Source organism: Vibrio sp. OPT18 (genome assembly GCF_015163615.1).
GTDB lineage: Bacteria > Pseudomonadota > Gammaproteobacteria > Enterobacterales > Vibrionaceae > Vibrio > Vibrio coralliirubri.
The window spans coordinates 1-16,502 of sequence record NZ_JADDYK010000008.1; the positions used below are offsets into that span (position 1 = coordinate 1).

Sequence of the window (16,502 nt, forward strand, 5' to 3'; positions counted from 1 at the left end):
TATCAAGATTCTTCTTGAATTGGATGATCGTCGTCGAGCCTCGTCAGAGTTGGATATTTTACTGTCGAGAGACTCGACAGCTAACAAAAAAGCTAAATAAGGAGCACTAAGTGTCTGAGGAATTAAAAACAATAGAGAGCATGATTGAAAAAACTCAAGTTGCTCTTGACCATTGCAAGCCGGTATCCCTGAAAGAATCGGATATCAACAAAGCCGCAAAAGAACGTTCAATTTTACAAGATAAACTCGTTTTACTTGAAAGTGAAAAGCAGAGTGAGATTGCGCGCATTGAAGAAGCAAAAGCGCTTGATGCAAGCCAACGTCGAGAGTTATTACTTCGTAACATCATGTCTAATCATGAGAAATGTAAAGAAAATTACAACGAACTCAACAATAAGATTGAGCAAGCGTTTGAAGATCTTTTCTCGTTAATCCACCAAAGAGATGAGTCTTATACTACTAAATCCTTGGGGATCTCTAGCGCCGAGGCAATGAGTATTCTTAGCTCCGCTGAGCGTAGAAAGCTGATCAATGCAGTGAGCCATACCAAACCAAGTTATGAAAAATATGAAGTTGATATTGGTAGTGCTTGGAGTTTAGCGGTAGAAAAAGCCGTCCCATACGACTCGAGACTATATTCCGCGTTAAAGAAATTCCCTGAACAACCTCAGCGCCCCACTAATCTTAAGCCTTGGTGGCAATGTTTTGTTCCTAATCTCTGCGAAGAAATATTGAATCCACCTGTAGATTTACCTGCAGAAGAAGATGTTGAAGAGTAAATATTTGTCGGCCTTTTAACTAAGGCAAGCGTGTCCTATATACGTAGGCGATACTTCCAAAAGTAGGAGCGGTTAGTCGGCGATTGCGCTTGAAAAACCCCGACTGGTGACAGAGGCCTCCTTTCCTCGTGGTCACCTAATCTTTTCAACGATGATAGGTAATCGATATGAAATGGACAAAGATAACACCTCACTTTCACCCCGAAGAGTTTGAAGGCTTTTATTGGCTCTCAATTATTTCCGATAACCATACTGAACCTCATGTTGTTGCTGCCGTGTCTATAGACGGGCAATGGCTATATACCCACTCGGTTGATGGTGGTGCTGGGCGTGTACCTGTGAAAGGAATCCCAATCGCATTTATTAAGGTGAGTAAACCGTCACCAATTAAGTTTAATCTTCATTAGGCTGGCACTGCGTTACGGTGTGATGGAACTAATGGATGGTAGAGGTTATCCCCCTGCAACCTATCGCTAACTCTTATCTCTTGAAGTGAACGAGACAGAGACGAGATCGAGCTAATGAATAAGAGTGCCATAGCCTTTGTGTGGTAAGGCTTACAAAGAAAATTGCACATCTATCACAGGGGAATAAACAAGCGCGGCGGGGAGTTGTCCTAACGCGCTTGATTAGGTAGCGGGTCGGTTGTGTTACGGCTCGTTAAATCAATAACTTACGATGAAGTTAAGACTAGAGCGCGGAAAAGTCCGGGGACCCTGGGGAAATAGAGTGATACCACGGGTGCGAGGCCCGCGGTATTTGAGAAATTTTCGGATTTCCTATGCACCAACACCACTACAAGCACTGGTGTGCCGAATTCTAGGCTACATAAGGCTTCAGAGGTGTCGATTTGGTGATCTTTTATTGCGGTTCGTGACGGTTTTCTGATTCGTATTTGTGTAAAGAAGGCAAACATGGCCAATCAATTATATAAAACGGCTCATCTCTTTCTTAAGAACGTAACCGAACTTGGAGAGATGTTTGATTTAAACCGCGATACAGTCCGAAAGCGATTAAGAGCTTATCAGGTAAAACCTCACTCAAAAGAAAAAGGCGTGCAGGTTTACGTAGTGAAAGAGGCGGCGGAGGCCATCATCTCAGTGGAACTTAAGGGGGGAGCATGAGAAAGAAAAGTGCCAATCAGTTTGTTTACTCGATCCCCGATCTGGCTCTGATGCTTGGTTTTGATCGTCGCACCGTTGAAACACGATTGTTTACTAACAAGGTAACACCAAGTTCAGAAGATAATGGTGTTCGTCGCTATATTTTGCGAGAAGCGGCAGAAGCGGTATACCGCACTCAATTTTTGAATAAGGGGGCGTGATGTCAGAACAAAGACAGAAGCTAACTATGGTTATGGGGATGGTGGATAACCTGACAGCGCCAATAGCTAAAATGACGGATCAGACGAAAAAAAGCGGTGATTCGATTCAGAAAACCCAACAAAAAATAACAGCTTTGAATAAAGCCGCCGGTGATATTGACCACTTTGACAAACTGCAGAGTTCAAGCAAAAAAACCAGTCAAGAGCTCGAACAGGCAAGAATTAAAGCTCAGATGATGACTCGAGAGTTATCAGCTATGACAGCTCCAACGAAGAAGCAAACCGCCGCAGTTGAAAAACAATGGAAAGAAGTGTCGAAGCTAGAAGATGCGCACCAGAAAGAAAGTGCGCAACTCGAAAAGCTACGAGCTGATCTTTATAAAGCCGGTGTTTCAACAAAGAATTTGGCGCAAGGAACGAAGCGGGTTCAAGATGAAACGCATCGTTATACGCAAAAATTAAAGCAAGAGAGAGCCGCACTTGATCAGGTGGCCAAAACGCAGCAAAAAGTAAACGCCTTAAAATCAAAGAATCGTGATCTTGGTATTTCTGCCGCCGGTGACACTGCGAAAATCACTGCAGCAGGGTTAGCCATGAAAGGCATGGTTTCGACCTATGGTGAAGTGGCCAGTGCTCAAGGTGAATTATCGTCTTTGGGGATCGATGCTACGGGTATCGATAAAATCACTAAGGCTGCTCGAGAGTTTTCTCAGGAATGGAGTGGAACGACACAAGAAGAGTTTATTCGCGCGAGTTATGACATCAAATCGGGCATTGCCAGTTTATCGGATGAAGCCGTTGGGCAGTTTACTAAAATTGCAGCATTGACAGCCGGTGCTACGAAATCAACAACGGAGCAAATGACGGCATTAATGGCATCGGGGTATAACATTTACCGCGATCAGTTTAGTCGTTTTGCCGGAGCGAACATCGAGAACTGGGACAAAATGAGCGCTGCAGAACGAGACAGCCGTTTTGGTGAGTATTTTAGTGCCGGTATTGCTGCGAGTGTTAAATCGTTCAAAACCAACGGCCAAGAAATGCAATCAGCCATTACTAGTTTGGGCTCAACCGCAACTTCTGCAAATGTGCCTTTTGCTGAACAGCTTTCTATTTTGGGGCAACTTCAAGCCACGATGAGCGGCAGTGAAGCAGCAACCAAGTATCGAGCTTTTCTAGGTTCTGCCGCAGGAGCAGGAGAGAAACTAGGTTTGAGCTTTCTTGATGTGAATAATCAACTTCGCTCGATGCCGGATATTTTAAGTGAGTTAAAAGGTCGTTACGGTGAAACGCTTGATGCGGTTGAAAAGCAAGAGCTGAAAAAGGCTTTTGGAACAGATGAAGCTATTGCCATGATTGACTTGATGTACCCAAAACTGGATCAGCTAGAGGGTAACATCACTGCAATGAATTCCAACCTTAACGGTGGCTTGGCCACAACCATGAAAATGGCTGGTGATACACTCACGGGTCCTAATGAATCGTTAACTCGTTTTAATCAACGATTAACCGGCTTGATTATTACTCTTGGCAAAGCGTTAGCCCCTGCCTTTCAATTTGTTGCTGATAAGCTTGGTAACGTCCTAGTGTTTGTCACGAATTTACTTGAACGTTTTCCAATGTTAACGCAAGCCATTGCAAGCATTACTGTTGGTTTTGTTGCGTTAAAGTCTGCAATGTTAATTGCAAAATTAGCACAAATAGGATGGAACCTAGCCATGATCACCGGCATTAATTCAATGGGGATTTTTGCGATGCTTCAAAAAGCTATGGCTGTTAGTGCAAAGGTGTGGTCAGTCGCTCAGTGGGCGCTCAATGCTGCTTTAACCGCTAACCCTATCGGTCTTATTGTGGCAGGTGTTGCAGCTTTAGTAGCTGTTGTCGCGGTCGTTATTAAGTATTGGGAACCTTTGTCTGGATTTTTCTCTGGTTTATGGGAAAGCTTGAAAACAACGTTTTCGATTGGGTGGGAATTTATTAAGTCTATTTTCATGTTTTCACCATTAGGATGGGTTATCCAGGCATGGCAACCATTGACCGACTTCTTTGATGGGATATGGCAAAGCATTACGGGAATGTTTTCTGATGGGATTCAATATATCACTGGCATGCTTTCTCAAGTCTCTGATTGGTGGAGTGGTCTTTTTGGTGGTGATGAGCAGACAGAGAAAACGTTAAAAGTCACTCAAGAGATGACAAAAAACACCGCCGCTATTCCTTCGGTAACTAACCCTACCGCTATAACAGCGCGCTCCACAGCGTTAAGTGATGGTTCTAATGAGACATACCAAGGCGCTAGAAGTAATCCGCCAACTTCAATTGGTCAAGTCGCGGCAAAGTCCAGCTCAAGAACATTTATCGATCAAAGCAGTGTGACTTATGAAATTCATGCTTCACCTGGTATGAGTGCGCGTGACATAGCAGATGAAATAGACCGTCGTTTCGCAGAAAGAGAGCGAATGGCTGAAAGGAAGTCGCGTACATTTGCGTTTGATTCGTGAGGGATATATGGGACGTAAATCAAGAAAAAAGAAAATAGATAGAATGTGGAATGATTGCTTAGAGAAGTCTAAAAAGGCGACAGATGAGCAATTGCATGAAGCGAGTGTGATTTTTGAAAAGCTAAATAATTGTTACCCTATAAAGCGTTCATTGCAATATTCAAAAGCTTTGAATCGTGTTTTTGACGATTATGGAGACTTGATAGGATCATTGGTCATGGTTGAGTTTGCTAAAGATAATGGGTTTATTTAGGACGAAAAGTCCGCTTAACTATTTATTTCATAAGGAAATAAAGAATTAAAGAAAGGAAAGCGTAGAAAATATCACAACATGGCGTTGTTTGATTGATCGAATGAGTCTTGGTGGCTATGATAGACTCTAAAACAAGAAAGGGACCCGCCAAGGTCCCTTTCTGTAGATTCGTTACCCACACGGCGCCAACCGTGAAAGAACTGAAACGTCAAATTCAATTCTATGGGGAACGAGCACTTTAATCAAGTTTTAAGGCTCGAATTATGGAATTGAATGTATTTGTAACCCCTTTATCTACACCCTGTACAGAGAACCAACCTGGTTCTCGACGATATATTCCAAAATTCGATCTTCCTATGGTTGAGCACGCAATCGCTCGCCGTTTAGATGCGATCCTTTCAGCTCACAATTGGAACAAAAACCGCTTTATGCGCAAAATGCGCGTAGAAGGTAAAGTGATTAACCGTCAAAAACTAAAAGATGGCACTTGGAAAACGAAAACCCTTCCTCCTCGTAGAGCCTCGATTCGCTTAGAGCGAGAGCAAACGCTCGATGCCCTTACCCGTGCAATGATTTACCGTGCTGATTACGATCCCGAAGCGCCGTTTTTGTTTGAAGTGAAAGCCAGCGTCGAAGAACTGGCGCGCATGATTGGCCAGCTTCACGAATACGAACCTGGTTATGATGGCGAAAATGGTAAATATCGTCATGGTCGTTTGGCTTGCGATCCGGTACATGGTGCCCTTGAAGATATGGAAGCCGCCGATTTGGTTGTGGTTGTGCGTGAATTTGACAAGGAAAGTAAAACGAACAAGGCCAAGCGTATATTTTTTAAACCGAATCTATTTAAAGGGTTTGGTTTAACGATGGAAGATACGCGCAAGATGCTGAATTCTGCGAGGAAATGGCAAGAGAAAGAAGGGTTAATCAAGTCCGCGAAGAAAAAACGCCAAGCAGAAGTGCTTCGCCAATCCGAGTCTGATCGTATTGCTTCATTGGACCGCCCATCATTACGCAACTTATTAGGCCGCCTTAAGCGTGAGTTTACAGGCGCAAATAAACAAACTAAGCAAGTGATGGATGCGGAACATCGCTTAAAGGAAGCGGTAGAGAAAGCCAGCAAGCCTAAGGATGACCGCTCACCGACGGAGATAAAACTTCGTCAAATCGCAATTTCACAATTACCGCCTTATCAAATCCGTGCGGCCAAGATGAAAGTTAAAGATGAATTAAACCTTGCTAGCGTTCCAGATCTGGGCACTAACAAACAGTTTGATGAGTTGCTTTTGGCCATGCTCGAAACCTACACGTAACCCTGTCACTTTCTGCCATCTGCTTAACTGCAGAGGCTTTCGCACATCTAGATAAAAAGACTGTGTAAAAATACAGTAATTTTATTTCTCTCGATCCCCTTTCTACCCCATCACACCCTCGATCACCGCCGTTAGAGTTAACTTTCATCCTAGGAATAATAAATAACCTCGAAAATTACCCATGAACATACCGCTTCTTTAAAAAGAAGGATAAACCCACGCCATAAAGGCGACGGGTTTTAATCTTTCGCTTCGCTCATAAAAATACCTCCCATTAAATTGTAATTAAGCTACAGCGATTACTTAAGCCATTGTGGGCACAATTTAACGGGCCCCAACAGCCAGCTTTAATCAATCACTCTCAATTCAACTTATCGCAATAGCTGGCTGCGCTGAACATTCCTTTTGTCATCCGACCGTCATCCTTTCGAGTATTACGATTATCTAGTGGAACCAATCCTTAACCTTTCGTATTTAATTTAAACCTATCACCTAGCCTTCTTTCGCTTCGCGAGGTCTAGCAGGAGGGTAAGGCGAGATTTAACGGCGTCCTGTGTAACTAACCGCGCCGATTAAGTATCGTGGTCTATCGAACCGCATCGAGCGGCTTGGTGCTTCGCTTGCACTTCGTGCTTTGCTTATCCCTGCGGGGCTAGTCCGCATTTGAAGGTAAGTTCTGTGGGTGCGCTTCTGGGCGCAAATAAATCAATTAGGTAGCGATATAGAGCATGAGTACGCTCAATTGCTCGTAGAGAGCTTTAAGAGTGTTTCTGTATTCTTTTGTATAGCCTCGTCAATTCTATTGTTGTGATGCTACGTAGGCGATTTGATAAGAGGGACATCCATTTGCTTTGCAGGTTTTACTTAAAAGAAAAATTAGTGACGTGTCACAGTAACACTATTGCTAATTTATGAAGTGATGATACTCTTATTGATACATAATTTGAGTATCAAAAGGTGTATCAATGGCTGTTATTTGTGTATCAAATCAAAAAGGGGGGACTGGTAAAACATCCGTAACCCTAAATCTTATCCACCATTTAAACCCTAAACAAATTATTGATTTGGATGTTCATGGTGGATTGTCAAAGTTAAATCAACTAAGGGGGCAACCTCTAGAGATTAAAGTTACCAAAAAGAAAAGTGAATTACTGGATTGGTTGGATACAAAAGATCTAACGATAGTTGATTGCGGTGGCTTTGATTCAGAGCTTATTAGATATGCGTTAAGTCAGTCTGATTATATTTTAACGCCATCTACTGATGATCCAACAGACCAGTTCGCGTTGGTTGATTTTAACAATGTGATTAAAGAGGTAAGTAATATGGTTGGTGAAAAGCTATGCGCTTACGTTTTGCATAACAAGGTTCACCATAGCCGTAATGATTTTTCTGATATGGATAATCATATCGATCAATTAGATCACTTAAAGCTGTGCCCTGTTCGAATAAATGCTTCTGCATCGATTCCTTCCGCTGCTTTTTCTGGAGAAAGTGTTAAATCTGGTACTGTTGCTGCTCAGTTCAGTTTTTTATCTAAGCATATATTTGAAAAGGTATATTGATACTCTTTTTGAGTATCGTTTTGTGTTGCACTTTGTGTATCATTTGATATTATATTTATGGAGGTTAAATATGGCTAAACGAAGTTTAAACGTAAAAGAAGTGCCACAACCGGCTTTAAAAGAACAGTCGGGTAATGAGGTTTTTAACATGACCTTACGTAATGTGCCATCTAGCGCAAGAGAAACCTTTAGAGAGTTGAAAGCATTAGGGAAAGTTAGTGGAAGTATGAACAGCTACATTGTTAATGCATTTCTTAGACAAGTACAGCAAGACGAAAAGTAAATATAAAAACGCCGCCCATGAGTTTGGCGACCTGGGGCGGCGATAGCAACCAAACAGAGGTAAGTCTATATGAGTCACTTAGTGCAAGATTTTATCAAAGCCCACGAAGAAAACAAAACTATTCATTTAGGTCCATTGTCTGGCGCCGCGTTTAAAGCATTTTTAGAAGAATTGGCATCCGTTCGCCAGGGAGATAAGTAATGAAAACCGAAGATATACTACGAGTTCAAAAGTTAGCGGCTCGAATTAGAACAGTGTCAGTTATTAGCCAGGAAGGTAAAGCCCATGAACTCGGTGAAGACGACCTTTTAGAGTTGCTTGAACTCCAACAAGAGCAAGCGTCAGAAATTGAACGATTAGCTTATAAAGCTTTAAAAAATTTGACGTCCTCTAACAGGTAGTATGGGGAGTGGGTTGCAGTGAATTTCATGGCAACCCACACTTTGTTACCATTAGTTAAAATTTCGATTAAGTTTAGAATGTTATGACAGAAATCATTATTAAAAAAAGACGCAAATTAACTCTTAACAAAGAAGTTGAGAGTAAGCCTGTGGTCGATAAGAAAAAAACAAAAGAAGATCAGGAAAAATTACAAGCAGAAGAAAGTTCACGGATTTATTTTGCGTGTAGAGATTGGATCCTAGAGTCTTGGCCAGAGTTATTCGATAAGAAAAGCATTAAGCCATTATCGATTGGTATCGATGATGAGATTAGAGAGGCTCACCGTTTAGCCGGTGGTTTTGAGACTTTGAAGTTTGGTTCTTACAAACCAGTACGGAAATTTTTAAGCGCTTGGGTTAGACGGAAAAATTACTTAAAAGCTGTAGCGGAAAAGGAATCTCAAAGGTTTAACTTGCTTGGGGAAGCTGTAGAGCCCGTTAGTGACGATGCAAGATCTTACGCGAAGAAGCGGTTAGAAGTAACGAAAAAAACAAAACTTTAAGGCATAAGATTTTCGCTTAGAACTTCTTTAGACGGTGTGTATTTATGGACTTATTGACGAATTTGCAAAAAGAAGAACTGTATGTATTTGAAGATTTAATTGAATCTAAAAGACTTCATGATCGGCTTGTTGCTCTTTTTATGATTAATGTTACAAAGACAAATGGTTTTAATGAACTTCGTCATATAGCTAATTATCATTTGGCTAAAATACCCCATATTGAACAAGTGCTTAAAGCTAATGGAATGGAACAAGAAGCGGAAAGTTTGAGAGTCCTAGCCGCTTTGTTTGAAGTTATGTCGGTTAATGGAGTTTTAACGGATAGAATTACCACTGAACAAAATAGAAAAGCACAAAATGAAAGGCATAACCGAACAAAAAAAGAGTTAATTCCGTTAATGGATAAAATTGTTCATAGTATTGAGCATCCAATATCTGTTGCTCTTGGTGCTGATCTATTTATATCGTCTTACCCTGATATAGAAAGACCGCATTCTTCGTTACAAAAGTTGTTTAAAGAAAGGCGAGATATATTGGGTTACCCTGCACTATCTAGAGGGCGACCTGCTCGTAATAAAGATATCTAAATTATCTTTTCTCGAGCTTCTTTCTCCTTCTTTCGGCTGTAGCTGCCGCATTTCTCTTTCTTTTATCGGCGATAGCCAACTGCTTCTGTAACTCTGCTTTTTCCTGATTCGCAGCAGTGATTGCCTGTTGAGCTTGCCAGCGAATAGTATCAATTTTTTGCTGTAAACTACCCTCTAACTCTTGAGCTTTAGTCTCTCGATATTGAGCTTGTCGTTCGGCTTGTTGGGCGCTATCCATTTGATCTTGAACTTCCGAACGAGCGTATTTCAATGCTCTTTTCTCTGCGGTCGCAATGCGTTCTTTGGCTTGTTTCTGAACTTCTAACAATTTTTGTTTTGCTGTTCTTAATTCTTGGCTAGATAGGCGACCAAAAAGATAAATGCTCATTGGGATAAGTAATACGCAAAGTAAGCCTAAACTTGCTGCGACTGGCCAGATCTGAACAAAGATGTTCCATCCGTCTACTTTGCTATAGAACGGGGCAAACTGAGCGGAGTCTGTCTTACCGTTCCAGAATTGCCAGCCATCTTGTATCTTGTCGGTAGTATGACCTATTTCAACCAGAGATAACCCGCTGACATATTGATGTGTATGATCGCCTAAATACAATAGACCGATGATCAAGGAGATAAATAAGATCCATCTCATCGTAGATATACCTCTGTAATTTCTGGGCGAAAATGCCCCATTTCTTGGCTAACGGTTTCTAATGCAAGCTCTTGGGAAAGCCCTGATCGTTGTAGTTCATGCATTCGCTCTTGGGCATAGCTATGTCGTAGACCGTGCCCCCCTTCAGACCAACCTAGACACCGATTTGCAGCAGCAGAGAATGAATTACTCCAGGGCTGACCTCCTCCTATGGCATAATGATTGATATAGTGAACGCCTCTATCTGTGATGTGTTTCGGTGTTTCATGACGCAGGGACTCTAACTTCTGGCTTAGAACATGAGGTATGAGAACATCACGCACCAAACCACCTTTTCCCTCTACGGTATAAAGTTTTCCGTCTCGACCGCTCCACTTACTCTCTAGGGTGGGACGTTCATCGGGCAAGCGCTCCTCTCTGGGGCGCAATGTCAGTAACTCGTGAGCTCTGAGTCCGCAAGCGTGTGCTAGTTGGGTGGCGATACTGTACTTTTCACTTTGGTGCTGAGATACAAGGTTAGCTTGATCAGGAGTATAAGCTCTTGAATTTAGGGCCTGAGCTTTCTCTGACTTTATCACCGGTAGGGTAGTGGCGTTTTCGAGGTGGCCTGTGACGTGTTGCATCATGCATTGTACAGCTTGACGTTCCATGTCGAGAGCTTTCTGTCCCACCTGCTCTCCGCGCTGCTCTAAGTAAAGGATTGCTTGAGTTGGGGTTAAGCCTCTAAGTCCGCCATCGATGCGCTGCTCTTTAGCATATTCAGCAACACGAGTTAGAGCCTGCTCATAGTTACGAACCGTACCTACTGACGCAAGAGATTGTCCCTGGATGGTCTTCATTACACTAGCTGCTTGTTTGGCAGGGCTGGCAAATTTACCCATCTTGCTGATCCAGCCATCGAGCGACTGTAGAGTGAACGACTTTGATACGTTTTTTTCTGAGCCAGCGTTGAAGCTCTGCGACACTGCAACCTTCACGACGTAAGGAAAGAAGTTCCCCTTTGTATTGGTCTAATCTGGATTTTCTACGGTTATACGATCGTTTTCGTATTATGCGGGTTTGTTGCTTGAGTGCTTCCGCTTCTTGGTGTGCATCAAACACAAAACCACCTCCACTGTGTTGTAAGAACTACTGACTCTTATCAAGTTCAGCGACAACTGAATGCCTATTCGCCACTGTTTAAGCTTTAACGTTGCTTAGGTCTGACCGCTCTCACCTGTATTACGAACCATTATTTTGACTAGAAGGGTTAACTCTAGAGCCTTATAACGTAGGGCTAAGCGTTTCAATTTCGCATTGAAAAGGCGTTATCGTAACGTGATAAGTTCGACTCTTTTTGCTGTGGAGTGTCAGTTATCCAAATGTGGATCTCTGCTTTAACTGGCAGGTTCCAGATACTCAAGTTTTGATCTTGAGTCTCGGTTTTTATGAGAAACCGGCATGCCCTTTTGGGAAAAACTCTAACGACTTTAAGGCGGTCGATAAACGCTCACTTTCATTGAAATGTTATCAATTGATGATTTAGTCATCAATATGTTTATTAAAATGTGCGTGAAAGTGTGTTAAGCCATAACCCCCGCTATGTAACGACGATTTTAAGAGTCGTACATAGCGGGGGCTATGCTCCCGAAATTGGCGAAATGAGAGGTTGATTACTCGACTCTCTTAGCGCTTCTCAGCGCGGGAGAGTGAGCAACCTCTCGTTGAGTGAATTTTATGCGCGTTATTGGTGGTAGATTTTAAAAGTAGTTTGAAGTTTGTAATGAGAGTGCTAATATAAACTTATCATATATGATAAGTTTTAAGGGGTAAGAATGACTTGGAAAGTGGATTTTCATGATGGTGTAGAGGATGAAATATTATCTATGCCACCAAAAATCCAAGCTCGTATGATTAAGCTTTTAGAATTAATTGAAATGCATGGTGCAAATCTTGGCCCTCCACATACTGAATCGATGGGTGATGGACTTTTTGAAGTAAGAGCCAAGGCGAAAGAAGGAATAGGGAGGGGGTTGTTTTGTTACTTAAAAGGGCAGCATGTTTATGTGTTGCGTGCCTTTGTTAAGAAGTCAAATAAAACACCCAAGAACGAAATTAATATCGCTCGAGATAGAATGAAAGAGGTGAAATGATGAGTTTATCAACGCTAAAAGAAAAAGCATTTGAAAATGTAGATGTGAAAGGAGCATATGACGAACTTGGTGATGAGTTTGAACTGATTAGCACTCTACTGACGATGAGAGAAAAGTCTGGGCTCACTCAAGATGAGGTTGCAGAGAAGATGGGGACGAGAGCGCCTAATATTTCTCGTTTAGAGTCTGGACGGGCTAATCCTAGCTTAAGAACGTTAGTTAGCTATGCCCACGCGTGTGGTTTTAAGTTGGATCTTGGCTTCAAAACTGCGTAGAGCCCAGTAAGGGACCTTTTTTGGAACAATTATAAATTTTGGTGAATACCAGAGACTAAAAATGAAAAATGAAGAATTATTAAAGAAGGTTCCTTACTCACAAGAAGCCGAACAATCTGTCTTGGGTGGTTTGTTGCTAGATAATAGTAGGTGGGATGACGTGTCCGATAAAGTGTCGGGAGCTGATTTCTATTTACGTTACCACCGCGTGATTTTTGATGCGTCTAGGAAGTTATTAGAAGCGGGTCAACCTTTGGACCTTATCACGCTTTCTGAGTTGCTAGAAAAGCAGGAAAAGCTAGAAGACGTCGGCGGATTTGCTTACTTGGCAGATTTAGCCAAGAACACACCAAGCGCCGCGAATATTACCGCTTATTCTGAAATCGTGAGAGAGAAAGCCGTATTAAGAAACGTTATATCCGTCGGTAATGAAATCGTTTCTTCTGCTTATGACTCGAAAGAGGTTTCATCAACTGAGTTGATCGATTCAATTGAAAGCAAGGTGTTGGCAATTTCGAACCAACATTCTGTTAGCGTCGATAGTATGCAGAGCTTAGGCAATGTGCTCGAAAAGACGTTAGGACGAATGGAAGAATTACTTCACACGGCCCAGGACGGTGTAACCGGCTTATCAACTGGCTTCACTGATCTAAACAAGAAAACGGCAGGGCTACAAAATTCTGATCTGATTATCGTCGCCGCCCGTCCATCGATGGGAAAAACAACCTTTGCAATGAACTTGTGTGAAAACGCGGCAATGGAGAACGATAAGCCTGTATTGATTTTTTCTCTTGAAATGCCGTCTGAACAGTTAATGATGAGAATGCTTTCTTCTTTGTCTCGTGTTGATTTGACCAAAATTAGAACGAGCCAGCTTGATGATGAAGATTGGGCGAAAATATCGGGCGCAAGTGGCATGTTAATGGAGCGAGATAATATTTTCATTGACGATAGATCAGGGATTACCCCAACAGAACTAAGAGTTAAAGCGCGCCGCATGTCCCGCGAACATGGCGGCCTATCGATGATAATGGTCGATTATCTTCAATTGATGCAAGTACCAGGCTTGCAGGGTAACAGAACGTTAGAGATTGCCGAGATAAGCCGTTCATTAAAAGCTTTGGCGAAAGAACTCAATGTGCCCGTTGTGGCGTTATCCCAGTTAAATCGAACGTTGGAGAGCCGCCCCGATAAGCGTCCTATCAATTCAGACTTGAGAGAGTCGGGATCGATTGAGCAAGATGCAGATCTTATTATGTTTATTTATCGCGATGAGGTTTATCACGAAGATAGTAAAGATAAAGGAACGGCTGAAATAATCATCGGTAAGCAAAGAAATGGTCCGATCGGTAATGTAAGGCTGACATTCCAAGGCCAGTATTCCCGATTCGATAACTTTGCCGGACCGTCATACGACGAATATTAAATCCTCTTGTCGGCTGTCAGAGGCCAATTAACAACAGATAGTAAGGCTAGTATATGAGCATGACATTTGAACAATCTATGTTAAACGAATACATCGAACAGTTAGTGAAGCAATTCCCACAATACAGCAAGATTGAGCAACAAAAGATTTTAGAATCTGTGCGTTCTCTTGTTGTTGAGCCCAAGACGATCGCGAAAGCTCGACCGTTAGAAGATGTGCTTGCGGATCTTCGCGAGGCTATAGAAGACGGTGGCCGCGCCGAAATGTTTTTCACTGCAGCGTTCAGTAATTGGTATCGACGCACTGAAACACCGCGCGTAGCGCACTTGCATGATTACATTAACCTGGACCTTAAGAACCGCCATCTGTTTATGGAAATGATGAGCTTGCGCGATTCTGGGCGTTTTGATGATGAGGCGTTATATCAATTTGAACAATACTGTTTAGATAAAATGGGCGTGAACGCATAAGGAATCATAATGGCGTATGTTTGTAATAACGGTGCTTGCCGTCCTTGCCAGCATATAGAGAGCGTTGTTAAGTGTCCTGATTGTGGTAAACGTTTAATTCTGGCCCCTGGTAAAGCTTGGGTGTTTTGTCCTGACTGGTATCTATGCGAATTTGAAATGACGCCGCAAAAATTTATTGAAACTTACCAGGCGATCCCAGAGCTTGACGATAAATAGCAAAAAACTGATCTTTTGGCGGTTTCGATGTGAATCGGCCGCCAAATACCCCCACTTATTTTCCTGCCTAAAAATACGTCTTTTTGTAACAAATTTACAACCAGTAAAAATCACCGGTTAAAGAAACAAAACTTAAATTTTTTCGTGCTTGTACTGTTTTTCGTGTTCAAGTTATCAAAAAAGTGGCCAAACTTGGCTATTTACCATAATGACCATTTGACGCACCAAAAAATGAAGTTACGTAATTATGTTTAATCAGAGTGCAGCTCAGACACAATCTCTTTTGCTGACAGCATGGTTGTCATAAAGCCGGTTTGGATCCCCCAAGCTTGTTTTCGTGCACCTTCTTCACCATATTTATGGACCAACTTTTCAATGAACATTTCATACCATGAGTGAGTGCGATAAGTGACATCGTCATTATCAACCTTTTCAATTGTGATCGCGGAAGGTTTATTTTTCATAGCATTAAAACTAACACCAAGTTCATTTTCCATCGTGTCGAAATAAAGTTCGCAGTCCTCTGGTGATTCATTCAAGTCGTTAATTAAAATATCTAGGATGGTTTCTTTAGTGAGTAAGGATTGATATCGCTTGAGCTCTTTGACCTCTAACCGTTGCTGTTCTTCGACCTGGTTGATCTTCTTAAGAGCAGACTTTTTCTTAGCTGTTCTCTTCTGTACTTTTTTATGACGTTTACTCATGGTGGCCTCACTTACTGGGTTGAATTGTTAATATTTTCTTGTAGGCGACTTAAAAAGAAAGGTTAAGTACTCTCTTCTTTTTTGATATAGGGTTATTTCATTATGAACGTTAGTATCGATGTTTCATCCGTGTTTCGAGTTTGGGTTAACGCAAGAAGGACTCGTTTCTATTCAATACTTGTGGCTTTACTTTTTGCCTTCTGTCTTTGGTTGATTGTGTGAGTTTTAATCTTGCCCTTCAACCTCTTAGGGGTAATATATTACAGGTTTCATATAATTAATTTAGAGGAATTATGACAGATAAAAATAGTGAGAATACGGAACTTCCAACATTAGAAAGCTCAAGTGATGACTTTCTAAGAATGCTGATAAAAATCGTGAATGAAGGGTGCGTTAACTTTGGTGTCACTTTGAACGTAAAGGGCACCGTCGTAAGTGGTACGTTGATCAATGCAAAGGTGTACTTTGATAAGTTTGGTGAGATGTTCGCAAAAGGCTTGAGTCGAGAAAATCCTAATCAAGACTTAATGGAAACATTCTCTCTATATGCAGAATCCCCTTCGGTGTCTGATTTTATCCACCTAGATAATGCAAGAATTCACCAAACCTTTAATTCGGAGCCTATGCCTCCATCGAAACAAGCAGGGGTTCTTTGGAGAGGGCGATTGTCTGAAATCGATGGGTTTATCCTCGGAGAACTGACCTCTTCGTAAAGAGCGCCAACCCCAAATGCGATGTAACGTGATAAATGCCACCTTCGGGTGGTTTTTTTATGCCTCAGCTCCCCTGTGCGAAAAAGAAAATACTTATTTCCGTATCGTTGTATTTAACGGTTTTTTTTTATTGCATCCTTACTTTAAATCAAGTTTCAAAGAGGTTCGGTATGGATTTACAACAAGGGCGCGGGCTTTACCCCTCAAAGGAGGAGCGCCGCTTCTATATTCGAAAGCTTAGAGCTCAAGCTGATGCGGGAGACCCTTTAAGTATCAAGATTCTTCTTGAATTGGATGATCGTCGTCGAGCCTCGTCAGAGTTGGATATTTTACTGTCGAGAGACTCGACAGCTAACAAAAAAGCTAAAT

23 protein-coding genes are annotated in these 16,502 nt (G+C 42.0%); 20 read left to right on the forward strand and 3 right to left on the reverse strand.

The window, feature by feature from the left end:
* Positions 1–110 precede the first annotated feature (110 nt).
* From IQQ51_RS00500 to IQQ51_RS00555, 13 genes are all read left to right on the forward strand, one after another.
* Complete coding sequence (locus tag IQQ51_RS00500) at positions 111–779, forward strand: hypothetical protein (RefSeq protein ID WP_193840069.1); 669 nt, start codon at positions 111–113, stop codon at positions 777–779.
* Positions 780–946: 167 nt separating this feature from the next.
* Positions 947–1,186: a hypothetical protein gene (locus tag IQQ51_RS00505; protein WP_103161783.1), complete on the forward strand. Its 240-nt coding sequence runs from the start codon at positions 947–949 to the stop codon at positions 1,184–1,186.
* Positions 1,187–1,693: 507 nt separating this feature from the next.
* Entirely contained in the window at positions 1,694–1,903 is a 210-nt protein-coding gene (locus tag IQQ51_RS00510) for a hypothetical protein (protein WP_103161784.1), read from the forward strand.
* The gene (locus IQQ51_RS00515; RefSeq protein WP_103161785.1) at positions 1,900–2,103 is read left to right on the forward strand and encodes a hypothetical protein; all 204 of its coding nucleotides are present in this window, start codon (positions 1,900–1,902) and stop codon (positions 2,101–2,103) included. Before IQQ51_RS00510 ends, IQQ51_RS00515 begins: the two co-directional genes overlap by 4 nt.
* Positions 2,103–4,604 carry a phage tail tape measure protein gene (locus IQQ51_RS00520; RefSeq protein ID WP_193840070.1) on the forward strand — a complete coding sequence of 834 codons (2,502 nt, stop codon included), beginning with the start codon at positions 2,103–2,105 and terminating at the stop codon, positions 4,602–4,604. The genes IQQ51_RS00515 and IQQ51_RS00520 overlap by 1 nt, the downstream gene beginning before the upstream one ends.
* Positions 4,605–4,611: 7 nt before the next feature.
* On the forward strand, positions 4,612–4,857 hold the full coding sequence (locus IQQ51_RS00525) for a hypothetical protein (protein ID WP_193840071.1): 246 nt from the start codon (positions 4,612–4,614) through the stop codon (positions 4,855–4,857).
* A gap of 263 nt (positions 4,858–5,120) precedes the next feature.
* On the forward strand, positions 5,121–6,170 hold the full coding sequence (locus tag IQQ51_RS00530) for a hypothetical protein (RefSeq protein ID WP_193840072.1): 1,050 nt from the start codon (positions 5,121–5,123) through the stop codon (positions 6,168–6,170).
* A 965-nt stretch (positions 6,171–7,135) separates the two neighbouring features.
* Entirely contained in the window at positions 7,136–7,735 is a 600-nt protein-coding gene (locus IQQ51_RS00535) for a ParA family protein (RefSeq protein ID WP_193840073.1), read from the forward strand.
* A 70-nt stretch (positions 7,736–7,805) separates the two neighbouring features.
* Complete coding sequence (locus IQQ51_RS00540; RefSeq protein WP_193840074.1) at positions 7,806–8,018, forward strand: hypothetical protein; 213 nt, start codon at positions 7,806–7,808, stop codon at positions 8,016–8,018.
* Positions 8,019–8,087: 69 nt separating this feature from the next.
* Positions 8,088–8,219 (forward strand): hypothetical protein, encoded by a 132-nt coding sequence (locus IQQ51_RS27725; RefSeq protein WP_265584308.1) that lies wholly within the window; start codon positions 8,088–8,090, stop codon positions 8,217–8,219.
* Positions 8,219–8,419 (forward strand): hypothetical protein, encoded by a 201-nt coding sequence (locus IQQ51_RS00545; protein ID WP_017109639.1) that lies wholly within the window; start codon positions 8,219–8,221, stop codon positions 8,417–8,419. The genes IQQ51_RS27725 and IQQ51_RS00545 overlap by 1 nt, the downstream gene beginning before the upstream one ends.
* 83 nt (positions 8,420–8,502) lie before the next feature.
* On the forward strand, positions 8,503–8,961 hold the full coding sequence (locus IQQ51_RS00550; RefSeq protein WP_193840075.1) for a ProQ/FINO family protein: 459 nt from the start codon (positions 8,503–8,505) through the stop codon (positions 8,959–8,961).
* Between the two features lie 44 nt (positions 8,962–9,005).
* Positions 9,006–9,548 (forward strand): hypothetical protein, encoded by a 543-nt coding sequence (locus IQQ51_RS00555; protein WP_193840076.1) that lies wholly within the window; start codon positions 9,006–9,008, stop codon positions 9,546–9,548.
* A 1-nt stretch (position 9,549) separates the two neighbouring features.
* Here the strand turns inward: IQQ51_RS00555 and IQQ51_RS00560 are convergent, their stop codons facing one another.
* Positions 9,550–10,197, reverse strand: coding sequence for a hypothetical protein (locus tag IQQ51_RS00560; RefSeq protein ID WP_193840077.1), 648 nt, complete (start codon positions 10,195–10,197; stop codon positions 9,550–9,552).
* Positions 10,194–11,036: a site-specific integrase gene (locus IQQ51_RS00565; RefSeq protein ID WP_228012628.1), complete on the reverse strand. Its 843-nt coding sequence runs from the start codon at positions 11,034–11,036 to the stop codon at positions 10,194–10,196. Before IQQ51_RS00565 ends, IQQ51_RS00560 begins: the two co-directional genes overlap by 4 nt.
* A gap of 975 nt (positions 11,037–12,011) precedes the next feature.
* On the opposite strand from IQQ51_RS00565, the gene IQQ51_RS00570 reads away from it, so the two are divergent.
* The 5 genes from IQQ51_RS00570 to IQQ51_RS00590 all read left to right on the forward strand — a co-directional run bounded on the left by IQQ51_RS00570 (position 12,012) and on the right by IQQ51_RS00590 (position 14,716).
* Positions 12,012–12,329 carry a type II toxin-antitoxin system RelE/ParE family toxin gene (locus IQQ51_RS00570; RefSeq protein WP_017109635.1) on the forward strand — a complete coding sequence of 106 codons (318 nt, stop codon included), beginning with the start codon at positions 12,012–12,014 and terminating at the stop codon, positions 12,327–12,329.
* On the forward strand, positions 12,326–12,604 hold the full coding sequence (locus IQQ51_RS00575) for a helix-turn-helix domain-containing protein (protein ID WP_193785650.1): 279 nt from the start codon (positions 12,326–12,328) through the stop codon (positions 12,602–12,604). Before IQQ51_RS00570 ends, IQQ51_RS00575 begins: the two co-directional genes overlap by 4 nt.
* A gap of 61 nt (positions 12,605–12,665) precedes the next feature.
* A complete protein-coding gene (dnaB, locus tag IQQ51_RS00580) occupies positions 12,666–14,030 on the forward strand; it encodes a replicative DNA helicase (protein WP_193840079.1) in 1,365 nt (454 codons plus the stop codon).
* Between the two features lie 53 nt (positions 14,031–14,083).
* Positions 14,084–14,500: a hypothetical protein gene (locus tag IQQ51_RS00585; RefSeq protein WP_193840080.1), complete on the forward strand. Its 417-nt coding sequence runs from the start codon at positions 14,084–14,086 to the stop codon at positions 14,498–14,500.
* Between the two features lie 9 nt (positions 14,501–14,509).
* Positions 14,510–14,716 carry a hypothetical protein gene (locus IQQ51_RS00590; protein WP_193840081.1) on the forward strand — a complete coding sequence of 69 codons (207 nt, stop codon included), beginning with the start codon at positions 14,510–14,512 and terminating at the stop codon, positions 14,714–14,716.
* A gap of 251 nt (positions 14,717–14,967) precedes the next feature.
* Here the strand turns inward: IQQ51_RS00590 and IQQ51_RS00595 are convergent, their stop codons facing one another.
* Complete coding sequence (locus IQQ51_RS00595) at positions 14,968–15,420, reverse strand: hypothetical protein (RefSeq protein WP_103161779.1); 453 nt, start codon at positions 15,418–15,420, stop codon at positions 14,968–14,970.
* 293 nt (positions 15,421–15,713) lie between these two features.
* Between IQQ51_RS00595 and gvpU the strand changes: the two genes are divergently transcribed.
* Entirely contained in the window at positions 15,714–16,133 is a 420-nt protein-coding gene (gvpU, locus tag IQQ51_RS00600; protein ID WP_103161780.1) for a gas vesicle accessory protein GvpU, read from the forward strand.
* 170 nt (positions 16,134–16,303) lie between these two features.
* On the forward strand, positions 16,304–16,502 hold a 199-nt coding region (locus IQQ51_RS00605), incomplete at its 3' end, for a hypothetical protein (RefSeq protein ID WP_146041194.1).